This is a genomic window from Nocardia sp. NPDC056952 (genome assembly GCF_042674185.1).
Taxonomy (GTDB): Bacteria; Actinomycetota; Actinomycetes; order Mycobacteriales; family Mycobacteriaceae; genus Nocardia.
This window is the reverse complement of record NZ_JBHURA010000001.1, coordinates 319,242-339,711: the sequence shown is the minus strand read 5'-3', so window position 1 is coordinate 339,711 and position 20,470 is coordinate 319,242. Positions and strand designations below refer to the sequence as shown.

Genomic DNA, 20,470 nt, shown 5'->3' with positions numbered 1-20,470 from the left:
GACGACGGTCGACAGGGAGACTTCGTCGCGCCGCGCGGACTTGCGTTCGCGTCGTGCGCCGCGGGGTCGTCGCCGACCCGCACTCCCCCACTCTTCATGATCATCACCAACCCGCGCAGCGAAATGCGGTGGTTTGTCACCATCGGTGAATCCGGTCGGGTGCGCGCGCTGCGGATCGCCCGCACCCGACCGAATCCTCTCCGCGTCCAGGTCGGCCCGTGTGTCACGAGCCGACCGGACGAGTCCATCGGCCGTGCCCCTGCCGCGCCCTACCGCGGGCGCTGTGACCGGCTCCGGCTCGACCTCGATTCCGAGGCGAGCCAGCTGCCTGCGCATCTGTTCGACCGGGTCGGCCGAATCGCGGTGGCCGCCGGGGCTCGGCGTGGTCATCGGCTCAGAAGTCGGCGGGCGCGTCGGCTTCGGCGGTCAGGACGGCGCCGATGCCCAGCTTCTCCTTGATCTTCTTCTCGACCTCGTCGCGCACGTCGGTGTTCTCCAGCAGGAACTTGCGGGCGTTCTCCTTGCCCTGACCCAGCTGGTCGCCCTCGTAGGTGTACCAGGAGCCGGACTTGCGGATGAAGCCGTGCTCGACACCCATGTCGATGAGCGAGCCCTCCTTGGAGATGCCGTGGCCGTAGAGGATGTCGAACTCGGCCTGCTTGAACGGCGGGGCGACCTTGTTCTTGACCACCTTCACGCGGGTGCGGTTGCCGACCGCGTCGCTGCCGTCCTTGAGGGTCTCGATGCGGCGCACGTCCAGGCGGACCGAGGCGTAGAACTTCAGCGCCTTACCACCCGTGGTGGTCTCCGGGGAGCCGAACATGACGCCGATCTTCTCGCGCAGCTGGTTGATGAAGATGGCGGTGGTGCCGGAGTTGCTGAGCGCACCGGTCATCTTGCGCAGCGCCTGGCTCATGAGGCGGGCCTGCAGGCCGACGTGGCTGTCGCCCATCTCGCCTTCGATTTCCGCGCGCGGCACCAGGGCGGCGACGGAGTCGATGACGAGGATGTCGATGGCGCCGGAGCGCACCAGCATGTCGGCGATCTCCAGGGCCTGCTCACCGGTATCCGGCTGGGAGACCAGCAGCGCGTCGGTGTCGACGCCCAGCTTGCGGGCGTAGTCGGGGTCGAGGGCGTGCTCGGCGTCGATGAAGGCGGCGACACCGCCCGCGGCCTGGGCGTTGGCGACGGCGTGCAGCGCGACGGTGGTCTTACCCGAGGATTCCGGGCCGTAGATCTCCACGACGCGACCGCGCGGCAACCCGCCGATCCCGAGCGCGACGTCGAGCGCGATGGAGCCGGTCGGGATGACCGCGATCGGCTGGCGGGTCTCCTCGCCCAGGCGCATGACCGCGCCCTTACCGAAGCTCTTCTCCACCTGCGCCAGTGCCAGTTCCAGCGCTTTGTCGCGATCGTAGGCCTGCGGTGCCATGATGTGTGCCCCTTCTCGAGGTGAGTGTCTCTCTGGTTGGCGCCCACAGTAGAGGCCGGCACCGACAAGTTCTGGCGCCCAGGTTAGTCGAACACCCATTCGAGTCAAGCGACGCGCCCACCAACACGCGAAGCAGCCGCTCCGACCAGCAATCCGGGAGCGAAACCGGTCCTCAGTGCTGCGGTAGCACCGAGTCGTCGCCCTCGGCGCGTGGCCCGAAGATCCGCCGCTGCGACTGTTCGATGCGCACGTCGTTGATGCTGGCCTCACGCCGCGCCATCCGCCCGTCCGCCGCGAACTCCCACTGCTCGTTGCCGTAGCTGCGCCACCACTGCCCCGACTCGTCGTGCCACTCGTACTGGAAGCGCACGGCGATGTGGTTGTCGTGGAAAGCCCACAGATCCTTGCGCAGCGCGTAGCCGTTCTCGGCCGACCACTTGCGGGTGAGGAAGTCGACGATCGCGGCACGGCCGGTGAAGAACTCGTCGCGGTTACGCCAGCTCGAATCCTCGGTGTACGCGGCGGCGACGCGTTCGGGATCCCGGGTGTTCCAGGCATTTTCGGCGGCGAGCACCTTCGCGCGCGCGGAGTCGAGGTCGAAGGGTGGCAATGGTGGACGCATGGAAGGCCTTTCGGTGTGATCAGGGGTTGTTCGGGGAGAGCTCGGGCGGCCCCCAGCGCACAGCGAGCGCACCGGGCCGTTCGATCGCCTCCTCGACGGTGAAGTCGACGGCGCACTGCGCACCGATTGTGAATGCCGCGCTGTCCCAGATCAATTCGGCGCGGCCGGTGAGCTGGAGCAGCGCGCCGGTCGACCAATCGGCGACGAGCAGCCCGCAGCGCGGTTGTACGGCGAGGTTGCCCAGCGTCATGAACATCGAGTTGCCGCGATAGTCCAGCCAGCGCAGCCGCGCCGGCGACAGCACCTGCAGGAAACCGGGATTGCCGCCGCGGTGCGAGGCGTCGGCGTGCCCGTCACCATCGGCGGTGGCGACGAAGAAGGTGTCGGCGGCGCCCACCATCTCGACCGCGGCGGGCGTGAGCGCCGTGCCGCGCCACACCGGGCCGGGCTCTCCGGCGGCGGACACCTCCCGGATCTGCCTGCGCGAGATGTACTTCGGGCAGTTCGCGTAGACCTGCTCGGTGGTGATCCGCATTCCGCCGTCGCGTACCGCCGACGTGCCGTTGACGCGCATTCGCCTGCGGCGCTGCGGCTGCAGGGCGATCAGCCCGACCTCGACGTCGCCCGCCAGTGCCGCCGAGAGCGGATCAGCCGTCTCGGGCAGCGTGTCGATGTCGATGGTCACGTCATCGATCGCGTGCACGAACCCGGCGGGACCGGTGAGCGGGCTCGCCCACAGCCGCCCCGCCGGATCGGCGGCGCCGAGCACCACCATCGACTGCTCGGCCAGGAAGGACGCGGCGACCGCCGGAATCCCGGTTCGGATCGAACGGCCGACGCGAGCAGCCGCGTCGGACTGCCCCATGCGTCGCTGCACGGCCAGCTCTCCGGAGTGAAACATCCTCGCCCTTCCTGTCTACGACGTGAATTGCCCGGGGGTCAGAAGAATCCGCACGTCGGGGCAGGCCCGGCCGGCGCGGGAGCGGTGTCGGCATCCAGCGGCGCGTACACCTCGAGCCGGATGCCGTCGGGATCGGCGAAGAAGATGCCACCGGAGGACGCGCCCTCACCGTGAGCGACCACCCCGTGGTGGAAGAACTCGGCATCGACTTCGCGCAGCGCCGACTCCACGACACGCACCGTGTCGACATCGTCGACCTGGAACGACAGGTGATGCAGGCCCGGTGTGCTGGTGGAGAATGCGCCGGTGCTCTGCTGCCACAGCGTGAGCACCAGCACACCGCCCCGACCGAGGAAGGCCCAGCGCTGCTCGCCGTCGGCGCCGGTGCCGAGCTGTTCGAAGCCGAGGCCACGGCGGTAGAAGTCGACGGAACGGTCGAGATCGGCGACGTTGAGTCCGATATGACCGGTGGTGAGCACAGGTGCGGCGACGGTGGTCATGGTTTCCTCCCGGAATGATTAACTGCCTATCGGTTGTTGAACAGTTAGAACATAGAATGAGCTCACCGCTTCGTCAACCCTTGAAAGACTTTTAGACAGTTAGGAGGGGCGTGTTGATAACCTCGGGCATGCGCGATCCCCGTCCGCACACCGGCGAACCCCCTGCTCTCGACCTGCTCAACACCCGGTGGGCCGGCGCCGAACCCGGCGATCTGCTCGCCGATCTCGACGGGCTGCGCACCTGGCTGGAGCTCATCGGGCTCGCCGATCGCGTACCCGCCGACGACCACTCCCTCACCGCGCTGCACACCGCACGCGCAGCCGTCCACGACGCCGTCACTCGCGCCGACCACACCGCACTGAACAAGGTCCTCGACCACGGGCGGATCCGCCGTGAACTGACCGACGAGGGGCCACGAGACATCCCCGAGGTCGACGACCCGGCGTGGCTACCCGGTTGGCTCGCCGCCGACAATCTGCTGCACCTGATCGCGCAGGCACCGCAGCGGATCCGCCAATGCGCGCACCCCGACTGTGTGTTGTTCTTCTACGACACGTCCAAGAACGGCACCCGCCGCTGGCATTCGATGGCGACCTGCGGCAACCGCACCAAGGCCGCGCGCCACTACGCCAAGACCAGCTGAGCAGCGCCTCGTCAGAACAGCTCGTCGAGCAGCCGGTAGTAGTCGAGCTTGGCACGATCGGGTTCGGGTTCGGTCAGGCCGTAGGCGGCGTAGAACGCCGTGACCGCCGCGACGCCGAAGTCCCCGGCCAGGTCGCGCTCGGCCAGCGCCAGATCGCGATAGCGGTCGCCGGCGCCCAGCGTCGCGACATCGATGAGCAGGCCGCCGGTGAGCACATTGCCCGGCGTGAAATCGCCGTGCGTGACGACCAGATCCTCGGTGGCCGGCCGCCGCTCCCGCAGACGCTCGAGTATCGCGGCAGGTGCGAGGTCGCGATGATCGTCGTCGAAATCCGTGGGGTCGACGAACCCCTCGACCACATGGCGGTGGGCACGGGCGAGGCTGAGATCCAGACCACCCTCGAAGGGGCAGCTCGGCACCGGGAGGTCGTGCAACGACCGCAGGGCGCGGCCCATCTGGGCACCGACTTCGGCCGGATCGGTCTGTCCGGCGAGCGAACCACCCGCATCCGCGAGAACGAGAACGTCCTCGGCGAACGCGACCACGTCCGGCACCGCGATCCCGTTGTCGCGCAACCAGGTCAGCCGGGCGTGCTCGGCCACCGCCCGCGGACCACGCTTGATCCAGTACCCACCCGACCGCACCAGGTTCCCGTCGCAGCCCTCGTGATCGTCGGACCACTCCGGCACCGGCCCGAGCAGCTCCTCGATCACCGGCGGCAGCGGCACGGCCAGCTCGTCGAGATGGTCGAGGGCCGCGCGGGTGGACTCGATGAGTTCGGAATCGCCGTCGGCCACCCTTAGCCGCATGGCCTCGTTGAGCAGCTCGCGCGCCTCCAGCGGACGGTGCTGTTCGGCCAGTGACTTGCCCAGGTGATGGGCGGCGAAGGAGACGAGTTCGGGGTCGAGCGCGCGGCTGGCGTGCAGCGCCCGGCGGTAGAGGATCTCGGCGTGCCCCGGCTCGCCGTGATACCGGTAGACATCGGCCAGGTTGATCCAGACGGTGATCCGGCGCCGCTCGGTGTCGGCCAGTTCGAGGGCTTGATCGAGCCGGTCGAGGGCTTCGTCGTAGCGCCCCAGCAGCATCAGCGCGATGCCGAGCCTGCGCAGGCCGGGAAAATCGTGCGGGTCGGCGAGGGCGACCCTGGCCGCGAGCGTCTCGGCGTCTACCGGGATCATCCGCAGCCGCTCGTCGAACCGATACGGTCGCGTGTCCGAGTTCTGCGCTGTCACGGCCATGGCCTGGTCACCACCGGTTCGGAGGTACGTCGAAGTCCGCACACAGCGCCCGCCACACGTCGCGTGGGTCGACGCCGTTGTCGATCGCCACCGCGCCCGTGCGCCCCAGCTGGGGTATCACGTGATCGGTCAGCATGGCGTCGGCGCGCGCCACGCCGAACTCGGTGTGCATCAGCTCCTGGAATTCGGTCAATCGCACGTTGCCCAAGATACTCGCGCTCGGCGAACGCCGACAGGGCCCCGCTCGGGCCACGATGGGCCACCGGCCTACCCGGCCGACGCCCGACGGGCCGCTACCGCTTCGCTGCGTCGTGGCAGATCTGGACCGGGTCCTCGACCTCGGCCAGACCGAGGGCGGCGTGACGAGCCGCTTCGGCATAGGCGGGACCGTCGAGCACCTGCCGCACCGCGGCGCCGACCGCCTCGGGCGTGAGCGGACGCACCAGCACCGAACTGCCCTGCCGCACCGCGCGATTGGCGAGCTCCCACTGGTCACCACCGCCGGGGACGGTCACCACCGGCACGCCCGCGGACAGGGATTTGGCGAGCAGGCCGTGGCCACCACCGCCGACGACGACCGCGGCGTGCGTGAGCAGTTCGTCCTGACGGCCGAGGCCGGCGGTGGCCCACTCCGGCAGGTCCGCCGGTGGGGTGTCCAGGGTCGAGATCGCAGCGCGCACACCGAGTCCGGCCAGACCGGACAAGACGACGCCGGCCATGTCGGCGACGCCGGTGTGCGCGGTCGACGGCGCCACCATCACCAACGGCGCATCGCCGGGAGGCAGTGGAAGTACGGCATCGGTCGGTTCCCACAGCAGCGGCCCGACGACGTGGGTGTCGGCGGGCCAGTCCGGGCGGTCCATCTCCAGCGCGGGCAGGGTGGCGACCAGGCGGGCGGCGGGGCCGGGGTCCTCGGCGGGCAGGCCGATGGTTTCGCGGGCCGCCGAACGCTGACGATGTCCGGCGCGGACCGCGCGCGCGGTCATCGTGCGCAGGACACCGTCGCGCATCCGGCCACGCACACCCTCCCCCGGTGCCAGGCCACTACCGATGGGCGGCAAGGCTTTCGACGGCAGGTAGAGCGGGTGCGGTGACAACTCGACCCACGGCAGACCCAGCCGCTCGGCCGCCATCCCGCCGCCGGCGGTGAGGACGTCGGAGACGATCAGGTCGGGCAGCATCGCGCTGAGTTCGGGCAGGTTCTCGGTGGCGATATGGGCGGCGCGCTCGTGGATCCGGGCGCCCGCGTCGGTGTCGTCGTCGGTGGGGCGCGGCGCGAGACCCTTGAGCTTGCGCACGCTGATCCCCGCCGAGCGTGCCTGATCCAGCCATCTCGGCCCGGTGAACAACACGGGTTCGTCGCCCGCGGCCAGCAATCGCAGACACAACGCGATCGCGGGAAACGCATGCCCTGGATCGGGCCCGGCCACCACAGCTATTCGCATCCGCCCACCCTGCCATACCTCCAGGCCCCGCCCACCTCGGACGACCGATCGACGATTTCTGCGCTATCTTGACCGCCGCGAGACCGATCCGTCCCAGCGACACCACCAGGAGCGAGCACGTGCGACACCCCGGTATCGACACTGTCGACGACCTGTTCGCGCTGCTCGAGCGGTGCGCCGACGCCTGGGATACCGCGGACCGGACCGGCGATCCGGTCGACATCCTCGATCACGATCGCCAGTGCGCGCAGTTGCTCCGCCGCGACTTCCCCGATGACGAAGAGCTCCAGGTCGCGGGTCTGCTGCACGACATCGGCCACGTACTGCTCCCCGGTGACGACGCGGGCCACGGCAGGCACGGAGCCGACGCGGTGCGCGCGCTGCTCGGCCCCCGGGTAGCGCGCCTGATCGAACTACACGTGAGCGCGAAACGCTTTCTGGTGGCAACGGATTCCACCCACGCCGCCGGTTTGTCGGCATCGAGTCGGCGCACGCTCATCGCGCAGGGCGGGCCGATGACACCCGCCGAGACCGAGGCGTTCCGCGCGGACCCCGACTTCACCGCGGCCCTGGCGCTGCGCAGGGCTGATGACGCGGGCAAGGTGGTCGGCCTCCGAGTCGCCCCGCTTCAGGACTGGCGGCCACCGGTCGAGCGCGTCGCGGCCCGACGGCTCTGATGCCGACGCCACCCATCGCTCCTGCACCGCAACATCATCGAGATGTGTTCGCTGATCAGCCGCCGAAGGTGAACAGTTCGAACCCGACGGCGTGTTCGGCGGGGAACCCTTCCTTGGGACCCGTGGCGAAGCTGACGATCTCGCGCACCTGCTCCTCCACCGGCACCGGGCTCAGCACCTGCAGATAGCGCCGATGCGCCGACAACGACGCGCGCGCCTGCTCCAGCTGAGCGCTCACGTCGACAGCATGGGTGGCCACCGGACCGACCACGGCAGCCCACCGCGCCGACCACGGTGGCAGATCAGCGATTTCGGGGAAGATCCACTCGTTGCCCGCGTCGGAGATCGCGTCCATCGCCGATCGGCCGACAGCCCGGTGATCGGCACTGTTGACCACGCCGGGCGCCCAGGTGTCGCCGAAGTTGAACAGCACCACCATCTCCGGGCGATGCCTGCGCAGCGCGGCGGCGAGTTCCCTTCGCAGCGGCAGACCTTCCTCGATGCGGCCGTCGGGATGGTCGAGGAACTCGACGGTGTGCACGCCGACCTCACGGGCGCCCGAGATCTCCTCGATCTCCCGCAACGGCGCGGCCTGCGCGGGTGGCATCCCGGCGATCCCCGCCTCGCCGCGTGTGACGAGCAGGTAGCGAATGTCCTTGCCCTGCCCCGTCCATCGCGCGACCGCCGCCGCGGCGCCGTATTCGATGTCGTCGGGGTGCGCGACGATCACCAGTCCGCGTTGCCAGTCCTCGGGTACCTGTTCCACCCCGCCATGCTAACCACAGGCGACTAACTGATCGGGGTCTTGTCGCTCCCCGACATCGCCTTGTACAGCAGGTACACGCCGGTGCCGATCGCCCCGATCACCAGGATGGGCATCAGCGCCTCGATCAGCGCGCCGAGAATCCAGAACGCGATCACCGCGACCACGACGATGCCGATGACTTTCAAGACCATGACGACTCCTTCACCTCTGCGACCGCCGTCCAGCGATCCGACACCTTCGATCCTCCCACCCGGCGAGCAATAGATCACCAGGTCAGCACCGATATCCGGGTGTAGATCAGGGTTCACCCCGAGATCGCGGGCGCAGCGCAACGACGTTTCGGATCACGGTGAATCCGGTGGCGTATCCGTGCCCTCGCGTGCCCGCCATCGGCCGGTTCCCGGGTGCGCAGGTGGCGTAGCACGCCGGACCTGTTCACGGACACCTCGGCGTAATACCGCCGCTCTATAACATTCCTGACGCAGGAAAGGTGGGACAGCCCGTGACAACGGAAACCCTCGAAATACCCGCCGCGGGGATATCAACGGCGGAATCACCGCGGCGCCACGCACTCACCGTGATTTCCGTCCCCTTGGCTCGGACGCTCACCGCGGGAATCGGCATTCTCGCCGTGGCGCTGATCTGGACCGCGATCGAAAGATGGGGAATTTTCCCGGCGGTATTGTTTCCCGGCCTCGACGAGATCGTCTCGGCCGGCGCCGCGATGTGGCGCGACGGAACCCTGCGCGCGGATTCACTGGCCAGCCTCGACCGGGTGGTCCGGGGTTTCGCGGTGGGTGTGCTGGTCGCGATCCCGGTGGGCGCACTCACCGCCACCACCAGGGTGGGCCGTCTGGTCGTGCAGCCGGTGCTGCGATTGTTCGCGCCGGTGCCGACGGTCGCGCTGGTCCCCCTGGCCATTCTGTGGTTCGGGCTCGGCGAAGGTAGTAAACAGTTCGTGATCGCGCTCGGTGTGTTCGTCCCTGTGTGGATCAATACCCATTCCGGACTTTCGGCGACACCCGCCGATTTCCTGAAAGTCGCGCGCTGCGCGGGCGCTTCCCGTTGGCGCACGCTGATTCGGGTGGTGCTACCCGAGGCATTTCCCGATATCGTCACCGGATTGCGGGTCGGTACCGCCACCGCATTCGTGTTGATCGTGGTCGCGGAAATGGCGGGGACCACCGAGGGACTGGGTTATCGCATCGCCCAGGCGCAACTGTTCTCGCAAGTCGATCGCATGCTGTTCTGCCTGCTGGTGCTGGGAGTTCTCGGGGTGCTGTGCGATCAGGTGGTGGCGCGGGCAGCGGCCCCGTTCATCGGCTGGGACAAGGAAGAACGATGAGCATCACCCTGACCGCGAGCGGCGTCACCGTCGGATTCGCCCGCCGCGACACCCCTGTCCTCGACGATCTCTCGCTCACCGTCGCGGCCGGCTCGTGCACCGTGCTCGTCGGGCCGTCCGGCTGCGGCAAATCGACCCTGCTCGACTGCTTCGCCGGCCTGCGCCGACCCGACTCCGGAGTCGTCACCGAGAACGGGGTACCGATCACCGGACCGACGCCACGACGCGGCGTCGTGTTCCAGCGTGACGTGCTGTTCCCCTGGAGCAGTGTGCGCGCCAACCTGGACTTCGTCCTCGGCGCCGCGGGTATGCCGCGGCGGGCACGGCCCACACGGATCGCGGAACTGCTCGCCGCGGTGCACCTGCCCGCCGACGTCGCCACCCGTCGACCGCACGAACTGTCCGGCGGTATGCGCCAGCGAGTCGGTGTCGCACGAATGCTCGCCGGCGACCCGGAGGTGATGCTGATGGACGAACCCTTCGCCGCGCTGGACGCCCAAACTCGCTTGCACATGCAGGATCTGGTGACCGAGCTGTGGGCGAGTTCGGGCCGCACGGTGCTGTTCGTGACGCACGACGTGGACGAGGCGATCCGGCTGGCCGACCATTTCGTCGTCCTCGGCGCGGGCACCATCCGGGCCCGGTTCGACAACCCGCTGCCCCGTCCGCGGCCCGCCGACCGGCTCGCCGAGTTGCCGGGATACAGCGCACTGCGTCGCCGTCTGCACGCCGAATTGCGGGTCGACGCGGACGCTCTCCTCTCGCACTGAACCACTTCTTTTCGTACCGAACCACTCTCGGAGGTCACCCATGTCCGGATCACTGCGCAGAGCCTGCGCGGCCCTGCTCGTCGCCGCCACCGCCGCCCTGTCACTGGCCGGGTGCGCCGGCGATGCCGCCACCGGAACCGACACACTCACCGTCGGTTTCGTCGTCGACCCGTCGTGGGCGCAGATCCCGGTCGCTCAGCAGGGCGGCATCTTCACCCGGCACGGGGTCACCGTGCGAGTGGTGAACTTCTCGACCGGTGTACAGGCCTTGCAGGCGTTGCAGGGCGGTCAGGTCGACATCACCACCGCCGCCGATGTTCCGACCGCGAGCGCGCTGGCCAAGTCCGGCGATCTGCGGGTGGTGGCCGACGGGTCACGCTGGACGGGGTCGCGGATCGTCGCCCGGCGCGGCATCGAGAACCTGAACCAGCTGGCCGGCAAGAAGATCGGCACACCGCTGGGCACCAGTGCCGCCTATTTCGCGGCGAAGGCGCTGGCAGGCGCCGGAGTCGAGGCCGAACTGGTCCAGGTGGCGCCCGCGACGATCACCACCGCGATCAGCAAGGGCGATGTGGACGCCGTCTCGATCTTCCAGCCCTACCAGACCCAGGCCATCGAAGTGCTCGGCGGCGACGCGGTGGAGCTGGACGTGACCGCCGACCCGTACCGCCAGCACAGCCTGTACCTGGCACAGGCGGGCGTCGCCCAGCAGAAGGCCGCGACGTTCCGCAAGTTCTTCGACGCCATCGCCGAGGCGGGCACCGCGCTCGCCGAGCACGATGCGGCTGCCGTCGCGGCGGTCGCCGACGCGACGAAACTCGCACCCGCCCTGGTGGAGAAGGTGTTGCGCGAGTTCGATTTCACGCTGCAACTGCGCCCGGAGCTGGCAGGCGAGCTCGACACGCTCGCCCGGTGGGCACGCTCGAAGAACTATCTCGATCCGGCCGTCCCCGCCGCCGACTACCCGCGCCTGCTCGACGCGAGCGCCCTGCCGCGGTCATGAGCGCCCCCACGCTGTTCACTCTCGGCGGCACCATCAGCATGCGGCTGGTCGACGGTCTCGCCGTGCCCACCCTCGATGCCGTCGGCGTCGCCGGACTACTCGGCGGCGATCCGGTCCTCGACGCCGTGGAGGTGGCTCGGGTCGGCGGCTCCGAAGTCGACTTCGAACACCTGCGTGACCTGTACACCGCCATGACGGCCGCGCAGTACCGGGGCAGCACCGGGCTGATCGTCACCACCGGTACCGATTCCATCGAGGAGGTCGCCGCCTGGCTCACCTACACCGGGCCGTGGACGGTGCCCGTGGTGGTGACCGGCTCGATGGAACCCGGCGGCGAACCCGGTTCCGATGCCGTCGCGAATCTGCGGGCCGCCCTCGCCGCCGTCGACACACCGGTGTCGACCGAACCGGTGGTCGCGTTCGCCGGGGCGATCTGGCTCGGACGCGGCGTCCAGAAGGTGGCAGGCATCGGTCTCGACGCGTTCGCCACCCCCGGCCGACCTGCCCTCGGTCAGGTGAAAGGCCCCATCGCGCGGTCGGCGTCGGCCACGAACGAGGGTGCCGTCGTCACGGCCGAGCACCCGGCGCCCGCGCCGGCGACGGTGCTGGGGCCGCCGGGCGCTCGCATCGCCCGGGTCCCGCTGGTAGGGGCGGCGCTGGGCGCCGGCGACCGCGCGCTCCGGGCGGTCGCGGTGGACGCCGACGCGGTGGTGATCGCGGGCAACGGGGCCGGGAATCTGCCGCCCGCACTCGCCTCCACAGCGATCGAACTGGCCGCCGCGGGCACCCTCGTCGTGGTCGCCACCCGTGCCGCCGACAGCCGCACCGCCGCGGTCTACGGCTATCGCGGCGGCGGTGGACAACTCGTCGAGGCGGGCATCGTGCTCGCCGATCGCATCACCCCGCACCAGGTGCGGGTCTTCCTCACCGTCGCCGTGTCCCGTGGACTGACCGGAAACGCGGTGCGGTCCACCCTCATCCACCATCTGGAGTCGCTGACGTGACCATCGTGCACACCCCCCGCCTGGCCGCCCTGAGCCTTACCGAACTCGTCGAACTGCTGGTCCCCGCCGGACAGCCCTGGTGCGAGAACAGTCTCGACGGGCCTGCCCGACCACCCGAGGAGACCAGGGCCGCGCAGGAGATCGCACCGCTGCTCACCGAACTGGGCTTCGAGACCCGGCTCGTGGGACGAACTCCGACGCGCGCCAATCTGCTCGCCACCAAGGTATTCGGACCGGGGCCCACCCTGCTGCTCAACGATCACCTCGACACCTACCCCTCCGGTCCGCCGAGCCGATGGACCAAGTGCGACAACCCCTTCCGCGCAGTGGTAGCGAACGGCCGGGTGTACGCGCGCGGAACCTCCGACACCCGGGGCAACCTCGCCACCCTGCTCAGCGCGGTCGCCCGGGTCTGCGCCGAACCGCCCGAGACGGGCACCCTGGTGGTGGCGCTGACCGTCGACGAGGAACGCAACGGCGTCGAAGGCGCGCTGTATCTGCTCGAGCAACACGGGCTGCGCGCGGACGCGAGCATCACCGTGGAGCCCACCGCCTGGACCGACGAGTCGGGAACCGGCGTCGCGATCGCCACCCAGCACACCGGGCACGCGCTGATCGACATCGAGGTCCGCGGCCGCTCCAGCCACATCTGGCGACCCGATACCGGAATCAACGCCGCCCACGCCCTGCTCACGGTGCTCGGCGGCCTGAGCGCACTCCCCGAGGGCTGGGGACACAGTGTGGTCGGGCTCGATGCGGGCGAGGCGGGAATGGCGCAGTTCACCCCGCTCACCGCGTCGGCCCGGATCGCCGTCGTCGGGCTCGGACCCGAGGTGAACCGCGCCGAGCTGCTGCAACGGATCGCCGACATCGCCCGCGACCATCCGACGGCGGGCACCGATGTCCACGTCACCTACGCGCCGGGACCGACCTTCGTCCCCGGCACCGAGCCCCTCGATGCCGACGAACCGATCGTCGCCGCGCTCAGGGCCGGCTACCACGACGCAGGCGGTGGACCAGCCCGCACCTACACCAAACCCGCCTACTGCGACACCATCCGATTCCGGCATGCGGGCATCCCCGCGGTGACCTTCGGACCGGGCGACGACGGCTGGGCGGTCTACGACGAGAGCATCGGCATCACCACGATGGAGTTCGCCGCCGAAGCGCTCGCCGCCGCCGTCGGCCGGTATCTGCGGCAGCCGGGATGACGCTGGTTATGCTCGGCGCGTGACACACCGGCCCGACCCGATCCGCGCGCACCCCGGGCGGCGGTCGCGTTCGGATCGGGCCAGGCAGGTCGCCGACGTGCTGCGTCAGCAGATCGCCCAGGGTGCCGTCGCGGCCAAGTTGCCCGCCGAGGCCGTCTTGCAGCGCGAATTCAGTGTGTCGCGCAACAGCATTCGCGAGGCGCTGGAGATCCTGCGGCGCGAAGGACTGGTCGACCGGCTGCCCGGCGTCGGCACGGTGGTGCGGCGGCCCAAGCTCGAACACACCATCGCCGCCACCCGGGGTCTGGCCGCCTCGCTGCGCGGGCACGGGACCGTCGTCAACGAAGTCCGCACCGCCGGCCAGGTGCGTCCGCCGACCGCGGTCGCGACCGCACTGGGACTCGGGCCGGGCGCGCACGTCTGCTACATCGAACGCCTGCGTCGGGTCGACGGGGAACCGATCTCCCTGGATCTCACCTACCTGCCACTCGACATCGGCACCGCGCTCCTGCAGGCCGATCTGGAAACCGAAGACCTCTTCGCGCTGATCGAGCGCGCGGCCGACGACCGCCTCACCACCGTCTCGATCAACCTCGACGCGGTCAACGCCGACGAACACTGCGCGGCGCTGCTCGGCGTGACGCCGGGCAGCGCCCTACTCGTCCTGCAGCGCACGACGCGGCTCAGCGACGGTTCACCGGCCTGCCTGGAATTCGTCCGAATGCGCGGTGACCGGATCACCTTGCGCATGTCCGCGCCCACGACCTGACGGGCGAACAGCACATCCGAAGTGCCCGATGACGCCGCCCGCCTCGTCTCGCGGTACAGCCGACCGGCAGCGCGTCGAGTGCCGGGCTACCGTGATCGGCATGGACTACTTGGCGTTGCTCTGTGCGAAGCTCACCGCCTTCGGTGAGCTCATCACTCCCGACACCGATCTGGCCGCGCCGGTGCCGTCCTGCGGCGACTGGGCGTTCTACGACCTCGTCGACCACGTGGGGCGCGGCAATTTGTGGGTGGTCACCGCGGTGGCCGAGCTGCGCGGCGATTTCGAGGGCGAGCCCGCGCCGAGAGATCCCACGGCCCTGCGCGAGTGGTACGAGTCGACCGCCGACGCCATGGTGTCGGCGCTGTCCGCGGACGAGAACCAGGAGGCCTGGACCTTCACCCGGTCCATGCCGCGCACGGTGGGTTTCTGGCGGCGGCGCCGCGCCCACGAGACCCTCATGCACCTGTGGGACGGTCAGAACGCGCTCGGCAAGGCCGACCCGTTCGACCCCGATCTCGCCGTCGACGGCATCGACGAGGTCTTCACACTGTTCGCGCCCCGGATGATCCACCGCGGCCTGGCGGTCGAACCCGAGGTGGCGCTGCGGCTGCGGGCCACCGATACCGGCGGCACCTGGACCTACGGTCCGGGCGAGCCGGTGGCGGAGCTGGCGGGTACCGCGTCGGACCTGCTCCTGGCCCTGTGGGGGCGCAAATCCGGCGACGACACGGAGTTCACCTGGGACGGCGACCGCGCGGCGGGCGAACGAGTACTGGCCGGACCGCTCGTTCCGTAGGCAAACGACTGACGGCGAACCGGACAAGCGCCCATAATCGGGGCTCACCGCGCGTAGGAGGACTTGTCATGGAACCCATCGTCACGACCACGAGCGGCGCGATCCGCGGCCACACCGAGGCCGGGATCACCCGCTTTCTCGGGGTGCCGTACGCGGCGGCGCCGGTCGGGCCGAAACGTTTCCAGCTCCCGGAGGCCGCGCCGGCCTGGGAAGGCGTGCGAGACGCGACCGACATGGGCGCCACCTGCGCACAGACGCCGTATCCCGCACCGATCCACGCCCTCATCGGCAGTGACGGCATCCCTGGCGACGAGTACCTCAACGCGAACGTGTGGACGCCCGACTCCGCCGCATCGGGTCTACCGGTGCTGGTGTGGATTCACGGTGGCGCGTTCGTCCGCGGGTCGAACGCCCGGGCAATCTACGACGGGTCGGCGTTCGCGCGCGACGGCGTGGTGATGGTGGGGATCAACTACCGGCTCGGTGTGTCGGGTTTCGCCGAGATCGAAGGCGCACCGTCGAATCGCGGTCTGCACGACCAGATCTTCGCCTTGCGCTGGGTGCGCGAGAACATCGCCGCCTTCGGTGGCGACCCGGACAATGTGACGATCTTCGGTGAGTCCGCCGGCGGAATGAGTGTCGCGGCGCTGATCGCCGCACCGCACACGGCCGGGCTGTTCCGCCGGGCGATCATGCAGAGCGGCAACGGTGCGGTCGCCGCCGATCCCGAGGACGCGCGCAAGGTGTCCGCCGCGCTGGCCGCCGAGCTCGAAATATCGCCTACCGCGCAGGATTTCGGAAAGCTGGGCCCGGACGAGTTGCGCACCGCGCAGAATGCCGTCGCGCTGGCTGTGATGACCGACCCCGACCCGCAGCGTTGGGGCGCCTCGGTGATCCAGCTGGGCGGCGGCATCATGAGCCTGTTCCCGGTGATCGACAACGACATCGTCGAGGGCCCGCCGACGGAGGTGCTGCGCGCCCATCCGGATCGCGCGGTCCCCCTCATCGCGGGCACCACCGCCGACGAGTTCCGCTTCTTCACCGTCCCGGCCGGGCTCGCCGCCGCCATCACCGCCGACACCCTGCCGTTCGTCCTCACCCGCTACGGCATCGATCCCGCTGTCGCCCAGGTCTATTCGACAGAGCGCCCGGATGCCACCCCCGCCGAGATCTTCAACGCCGTCCTCACCGACATGAGCTTCCGCTCCGGCACCTACGACTTCGCCGAGGCCTGCGCCGCCACCGCCCCCGCCCACGTGTACGAATTCGCTTGGCCCACCGGCCTTCCCGGCCTCGGCGCCTGCCACGTCCTGGAAGTTCCGTTCGTCTTCGACACTATCGACGACGCGCATACCCTCACCGGGCCCACCCCGCCCCAGGCACTGGCCGACGAAATCCACGCCGCCTGGGTCGCTTTCGCCATCGACGGCACCACCGGCTGGGCCCCGTTCACGACCGACGAGAAGAACGTCCGGATCTTCAACAACCCCGAGTCCGTCACCGTCACCGATCCCCGCGCCACCGAACTCGCGGCCCTGCGCAAGGCCATCGCCCCAGCCTGACCCTCCGGTCGGCACGCCGCGTCCCGGACCGGCGTGCCGATCAAAAGTCGCGGTGGTCCGAGAGGGGCTAGCGGACGGAATCCGTTCCGCCGGCGAACAAGTCGGGGCCCTGGTCGGCCATCTCGGTGAGGGCTTGGGCCCAGCCGTCGAGGCGGTCGGCGGCTTCACGAAGATCGGCGACGATGCCGTTGAACTGGTACGCCAGGACCGAATCCTCGGGAACCGCGAGGATGCGGGCCGCGGCGGCGACGAGCTGTTCGTACTCGACCACGCCGGTCTCCAGGCGGGTGAGCACGCCGGCGACGGTGGTTTTCAGTGCCGCGACGGTGTCGGGGTTGGCGCGGCCGACGGTGTCGGCGGCCTGTTCCATGGCGACTACGTCGGTGGCGAGCGCGTGCAGGGCGGCCGCGCCGGAGCGGGCCGTCTCGAGCAGGTCGCGCAGTTCGTCTTCGGGGAGACGGCGGGTGCGCGCGATCTGGGCGCCGAGGTCGTAGAGCGCCCGTTCGGCACGGATCAGGCGCTGGATGGGGGCGCGCGCGGCCGATCGCAGGCCGGGCGACTTGCGGGCGACGAAAGCCGCCTGGGGCAAAGGCTTGTTGCGCAACTCCAGGTAGCGGCGCGCGCTGAGAGCGGTACCGGTGACGAAGGCGATGGCGCCACCACCGATCACCACGACCGCCCAGGCGGGCGCGGAGATCACGGCCAAGCCGACCGCGCCGACCGTGGTGATACCGGAGGCGGTGCCGAGCTGAAAACTGCGCCTGCGCACCCGGCGCCGACGGCGCAGCTCACGTTCACGCGGATCGGCCCAGCGTCGCACCGCGACCAGTGCCTGTTCACCGACCCCACGCAGGGTCGCGGGCACCGAACCTGCCGTCGCGGCCTGCGCGATCGCCGCCGGATCCACGATCTCGGCACGGTCGCGCCGCATTTTCCCGCTCATCGGTGTCCTTCCCCCGTATGCCGGTCGTCACGCCACACCGTTGATGGCGCGGCCACGGGCGTTGCCGCCGGTTTCCGCGCCGTCGCCGGATCACGTACTACTGCTGAGCCGCCTGGCCCTTGTCGATGTTCGGTGCCGGTGCGGCCGGGTTGATCGCCGAGTTGTTGTTGCCGGTGGGCAACGCGTCACCGCGCATGGAGGCGCGGATCTGCTCGAGCTTGCTGTGCCCGGCCATCTGGACGCTGGCCTGCTGCACCTCCATCATGCGACCCTGCACCGTGTTCTGCGCCAGCTCGGCCGAGCCGAGCGCGTTGGCGTAGCGGCGCTCGATCTTGTCGCGCACGGCGTCCAGGCTGGGCGTGGAGCCCGGCGCGGACAGGGTGGAATCCATCTGCTGCAGCGAGGCCGAGACCTGCTCCTGCATCTTGGCCTGCTCGAGCTGGCTGAGCAGCTTGGTGCGCTCGGCGACCTTCTGCTGCAACATCATCGCGTTCTGCTCGACCGCCTTCTTGGCCTGTGCGGCGGCCTGCAGGGACTGATCGTGCAACACCTTGAGGTCTTCCACCGACTGCTCGGCGGTGACCAGCTGGGCGGCGAACGCCTCGGCGGCGTTGGTGTACTGGATCGCCTTCTCGGTGTCGCCCGCCGCCTGTGCCTGATCGGCCAGGGTGACGGCCTGACGGGCGTTGGCGTTGAGCTTCTCGACCTCGTCGAGCTGGCGGTTCAGCTTCATCTCCAGCTGACGCTGGTTACCGATCACCGACGCCGCCTGCTGCGACAGCGCCTGATGCTGACGCTGCGCCTCCTCGATAGCCTGCTGAATCTGGACCTTCGGATCCGCATGCTCTTCGATCTTGGAGTCGAAGAGGGCCATCATGTACTTCCAGGCCTTCACGAACGGATTAGCCATCGATTGATCCCGCCTCCATCTGTGCGTCGCTCGTGCGACTGGTGGTACGCGACCGTCACGCACCAGATACGTGCTTATCCTTCACCATGCGGCACCCGGACCGGCAGTGGCCGGACCGTTCGACGCCTGATGAGAATCTATCCGTTCTCACCAGCGGTGTGCAGCGTCTCGCGCGCCGGGCGCAGGGTTCGCCGCGTCACATTCCCTTCACCAGTACCAGCATCTCGGCCCTCGGGGCCGGGATGACGATGCGGGTGTCTTCGGCGATGCCGATGCGCGCGCCCTGCTCGGCCGCCGCGCTCGCGGAGGCGGAAGCCTCGCCCGCAGCGGGTTCGGGCAGGGTGGCAGGCTCGGCTTCGGCGGGCTCGCGCTCGGCGGCGGGGCCGGTCAGCGCGGGTTCGCGCGGCGCGGAGCCGTCCGCGCCCGCCATCAGGGTGCTCACGTCCCAGAGCACGCGCGAGAGCGGCACGTCGAGCGCCTCGCAGATGCTGGCGAGCAGTTCACTGGAGGCTTCCTTGCGGCCGCGCTCCACTTCCGACAGATAGCCGAGGCTCACGCGCGCCGAGGTCGACACCTCGCGCAGCGTTCGATGCTGGGCGAGACGCGCACGCCGCAGACTGTCCCCGATTGCCTCCCGCAGCAGCGTCATCTCGTTCTCCTCCACCTCGTGTCACCGCCGTAGCGGTGCTCACCTCTTTCTGGCACAACGTCGAGCATGGACCGGTGGTTCCCGAACCGGGCTACTTCACACTGACACAGCGCAGCAACTCCCGCACCGCACTGTGCACCGCACCGAGTCTGATCGTCCACCGGTCACCGTGCAGTTTCAACCGGACCACTTCGCTGTGATGTGGACCGGCCAACCCGAGGTATACCGTGCCGACGGGATGCCCGTCCTGGGAATCGGGTCCGGCGACCCCGGTCAATCCCAGACCCCAGTCCGCGCCACACTGCTCGCGCGCCCCCACAGCGAGCTGTTCGGCGGTCGAGGCGGCGACCGGTCCATCGGTGCGGAGCAGCTCGTCGTCGACGCGGGCCAGACGGCTCTTGAGGTCGGTGGCGTAGACGATCAAGCCGCCCCGCAGCACCGCGCTCGCACCGGGAACTCCCGCCACCGTCGCAGCGAGCAGACCCGCGGTGAGCGATTCGGCCGTGGCGACGGTCTGACCCGCCGTGTTCAGGGCCTCGACCAGTTCGGCGACCGGCGCACCGTCGACGAGCGGATCACTCACGAGCGCGACCGTCCACCCGCCAGCCACACCCTGGCCGCCTGCCCCACATAGTCCACACCGGTGACCACCGTCAGCGCCACGGCCAGGTACATCAGCCACATGCCCGCGGTGGCGAAGACACCCGACAGCGGCAGCACCAGCAGCGCGATCGCCACCGACTGCACCAGCGTTTTGAGCTTGCCGCCGCGTCCGGCCGGGATCACCCCGCGCCGCACGACCACCAGCCGCAGCAGCGTGATGCCGATTTCGCGGCCGCAGATGACCAGGGTGATCCACCACGGCAAGTCACCGAGCACCGAGAGCCCGATCAGCGCGGCGCCGATCAGCGCCTTGTCCGCGATGGGGTCGGCGAGCTTGCCGAAATCGGTGACCAACCCGTATTTGCGGGCCAGTTGCCCGTCGAAGCGGTCGGTGATCGCGGCCAGGCCGAAGACCGCCGCGGCGATGACCCGCCAGCGGGTGTCGTGCCCGCCCTCGGCGAACAGCGCCAGCACGAACAGCGGCACCAGCACGATGCGCGCGATGGTCAGCACGTTGGCGATATTGAGCAGCGGAACCTGGGTCTCCACCACCCCGTGCATCGGCGTCACCGCACTCGACCCACGATCGATCTCTTCGGGTCGCACGCTCATGCCCTGTCCTCGTGGCATGACCGGACGCCTCGCGTGACCACTCGAGCTACCGCCTCCATGCGCTGACC

24 protein-coding genes are annotated in these 20,470 nt (G+C 69.6%); 10 read left to right on the top strand and 14 right to left on the bottom strand.

Annotation, left to right across the window (positions count from 1 at the left end; all coding sequences use genetic code 11):
• Positions 1-394: 394 nt before the first annotated feature.
• From recA to ACFTS5_RS01510, 4 genes are all read right to left on the bottom strand, one after another.
• On the bottom strand, positions 395-1,432 hold the full coding sequence (gene recA, locus ACFTS5_RS01525; RefSeq protein WP_378626599.1) for a recombinase RecA: 1,038 nt from the start codon (positions 1,430-1,432) through the stop codon (positions 395-397).
• 172 nt (positions 1,433-1,604) lie between these two features.
• Positions 1,605-2,054: a nuclear transport factor 2 family protein gene (locus ACFTS5_RS01520; RefSeq protein ID WP_378626598.1), complete on the bottom strand. Its 450-nt coding sequence runs from the start codon at positions 2,052-2,054 to the stop codon at positions 1,605-1,607.
• A gap of 19 nt (positions 2,055-2,073) precedes the next feature.
• The gene (locus tag ACFTS5_RS01515) at positions 2,074-2,955 is read right to left on the bottom strand and encodes a pyridoxamine 5'-phosphate oxidase family protein (RefSeq protein ID WP_378626596.1); all 882 of its coding nucleotides are present in this window, start codon (positions 2,953-2,955) and stop codon (positions 2,074-2,076) included.
• Between the two features lie 38 nt (positions 2,956-2,993).
• The gene (locus ACFTS5_RS01510; RefSeq protein WP_378626595.1) at positions 2,994-3,455 is read right to left on the bottom strand and encodes a VOC family protein; all 462 of its coding nucleotides are present in this window, start codon (positions 3,453-3,455) and stop codon (positions 2,994-2,996) included.
• Between the two features lie 128 nt (positions 3,456-3,583).
• Here ACFTS5_RS01510 and ACFTS5_RS01505 point away from each other — a divergent pair, with 128 nt between their 5' ends.
• A complete protein-coding gene (locus tag ACFTS5_RS01505) occupies positions 3,584-4,099 on the top strand; it encodes a CGNR zinc finger domain-containing protein (RefSeq protein WP_378628264.1) in 516 nt (171 codons plus the stop codon).
• Positions 4,100-4,110: 11 nt separating this feature from the next.
• On the opposite strand, the gene ACFTS5_RS01500 is transcribed toward ACFTS5_RS01505, so the two are convergent.
• From ACFTS5_RS01500 to ACFTS5_RS01490, 3 genes are all read right to left on the bottom strand, one after another.
• Positions 4,111-5,337, bottom strand: coding sequence for a phosphotransferase (locus ACFTS5_RS01500; RefSeq protein ID WP_378626594.1), 1,227 nt, complete (start codon positions 5,335-5,337; stop codon positions 4,111-4,113).
• A 7-nt stretch (positions 5,338-5,344) separates the two neighbouring features.
• Positions 5,345-5,536, bottom strand: a complete 192-nt coding sequence (locus ACFTS5_RS01495; protein ID WP_062988054.1) for a DUF3046 domain-containing protein — start codon at positions 5,534-5,536, stop codon at positions 5,345-5,347.
• Positions 5,537-5,630: 94 nt separating this feature from the next.
• Positions 5,631-6,782, bottom strand: coding sequence for a glycosyltransferase (locus ACFTS5_RS01490; protein ID WP_378626593.1), 1,152 nt, complete (start codon positions 6,780-6,782; stop codon positions 5,631-5,633).
• A gap of 119 nt (positions 6,783-6,901) precedes the next feature.
• On the opposite strand from ACFTS5_RS01490, the gene ACFTS5_RS01485 reads away from it, so the two are divergent.
• Positions 6,902-7,459, top strand: a complete 558-nt coding sequence (locus ACFTS5_RS01485; protein WP_378626592.1) for an HD domain-containing protein — start codon at positions 6,902-6,904, stop codon at positions 7,457-7,459.
• Positions 7,460-7,514: 55 nt separating this feature from the next.
• Here ACFTS5_RS01485 and ACFTS5_RS01480 read toward each other — a convergent pair whose 3' ends face one another.
• Complete coding sequence (locus ACFTS5_RS01480; RefSeq protein ID WP_378626591.1) at positions 7,515-8,225, bottom strand: PIG-L deacetylase family protein; 711 nt, start codon at positions 8,223-8,225, stop codon at positions 7,515-7,517.
• A gap of 23 nt (positions 8,226-8,248) precedes the next feature.
• Positions 8,249-8,416 (bottom strand): hypothetical protein, encoded by a 168-nt coding sequence (locus tag ACFTS5_RS01475; RefSeq protein WP_378626590.1) that lies wholly within the window; start codon positions 8,414-8,416, stop codon positions 8,249-8,251.
• A 311-nt stretch (positions 8,417-8,727) separates the two neighbouring features.
• Between ACFTS5_RS01475 and ACFTS5_RS01470 the strand changes: the two genes are divergently transcribed.
• The 8 genes from ACFTS5_RS01470 to ACFTS5_RS01435 all read left to right on the top strand — a co-directional run bounded on the left by ACFTS5_RS01470 (position 8,728) and on the right by ACFTS5_RS01435 (position 16,685).
• Entirely contained in the window at positions 8,728-9,570 is an 843-nt protein-coding gene (locus tag ACFTS5_RS01470; protein WP_378626589.1) for an ABC transporter permease, read from the top strand.
• Entirely contained in the window at positions 9,567-10,340 is a 774-nt protein-coding gene (locus ACFTS5_RS01465; protein ID WP_378626587.1) for an ABC transporter ATP-binding protein, read from the top strand. Before ACFTS5_RS01470 ends, ACFTS5_RS01465 begins: the two co-directional genes overlap by 4 nt.
• A 40-nt stretch (positions 10,341-10,380) precedes the next feature.
• Positions 10,381-11,343, top strand: coding sequence for an ABC transporter substrate-binding protein (locus ACFTS5_RS01460; RefSeq protein ID WP_378626585.1), 963 nt, complete (start codon positions 10,381-10,383; stop codon positions 11,341-11,343).
• Entirely contained in the window at positions 11,340-12,347 is a 1,008-nt protein-coding gene (locus tag ACFTS5_RS01455; RefSeq protein ID WP_378626584.1) for an asparaginase, read from the top strand. The genes ACFTS5_RS01460 and ACFTS5_RS01455 overlap by 4 nt, the downstream gene beginning before the upstream one ends.
• Complete coding sequence (locus tag ACFTS5_RS01450) at positions 12,344-13,558, top strand: M20 family metallopeptidase (protein WP_378626582.1); 1,215 nt, start codon at positions 12,344-12,346, stop codon at positions 13,556-13,558. Before ACFTS5_RS01455 ends, ACFTS5_RS01450 begins: the two co-directional genes overlap by 4 nt.
• 19 nt (positions 13,559-13,577) lie before the next feature.
• The gene (locus tag ACFTS5_RS01445; RefSeq protein ID WP_378626581.1) at positions 13,578-14,327 is read left to right on the top strand and encodes a GntR family transcriptional regulator; all 750 of its coding nucleotides are present in this window, start codon (positions 13,578-13,580) and stop codon (positions 14,325-14,327) included.
• Positions 14,328-14,427: 100 nt separating this feature from the next.
• Positions 14,428-15,123 carry a maleylpyruvate isomerase family mycothiol-dependent enzyme gene (locus ACFTS5_RS01440; protein WP_378626580.1) on the top strand — a complete coding sequence of 232 codons (696 nt, stop codon included), beginning with the start codon at positions 14,428-14,430 and terminating at the stop codon, positions 15,121-15,123.
• A gap of 68 nt (positions 15,124-15,191) precedes the next feature.
• Positions 15,192-16,685 (top strand): carboxylesterase/lipase family protein, encoded by a 1,494-nt coding sequence (locus ACFTS5_RS01435; RefSeq protein WP_378626578.1) that lies wholly within the window; start codon positions 15,192-15,194, stop codon positions 16,683-16,685.
• Between the two features lie 67 nt (positions 16,686-16,752).
• Here ACFTS5_RS01435 and ACFTS5_RS01430 read toward each other — a convergent pair whose 3' ends face one another.
• The 5 genes from ACFTS5_RS01430 to pgsA form a co-directional block, all read right to left on the bottom strand.
• Entirely contained in the window at positions 16,753-17,628 is an 876-nt protein-coding gene (locus ACFTS5_RS01430) for a hypothetical protein (RefSeq protein WP_378626576.1), read from the bottom strand.
• 97 nt (positions 17,629-17,725) lie between these two features.
• Positions 17,726-18,538, bottom strand: coding sequence for a phage shock protein PspA (pspA, locus tag ACFTS5_RS01425; protein WP_378626574.1), 813 nt, complete (start codon positions 18,536-18,538; stop codon positions 17,726-17,728).
• 196 nt (positions 18,539-18,734) lie between these two features.
• Positions 18,735-19,187 carry a helix-turn-helix domain-containing protein gene (locus ACFTS5_RS01420; protein ID WP_378626573.1) on the bottom strand — a complete coding sequence of 151 codons (453 nt, stop codon included), beginning with the start codon at positions 19,185-19,187 and terminating at the stop codon, positions 18,735-18,737.
• Positions 19,188-19,278: 91 nt separating this feature from the next.
• The gene (locus ACFTS5_RS01415) at positions 19,279-19,770 is read right to left on the bottom strand and encodes a CinA family protein (RefSeq protein WP_378626571.1); all 492 of its coding nucleotides are present in this window, start codon (positions 19,768-19,770) and stop codon (positions 19,279-19,281) included.
• The gene (gene pgsA / locus ACFTS5_RS01410; protein ID WP_378626570.1) at positions 19,767-20,402 is read right to left on the bottom strand and encodes a CDP-diacylglycerol--glycerol-3-phosphate 3-phosphatidyltransferase; all 636 of its coding nucleotides are present in this window, start codon (positions 20,400-20,402) and stop codon (positions 19,767-19,769) included. Before pgsA ends, ACFTS5_RS01415 begins: the two co-directional genes overlap by 4 nt.
• Between the last annotated feature and the right edge of the window lie 68 nt (positions 20,403-20,470).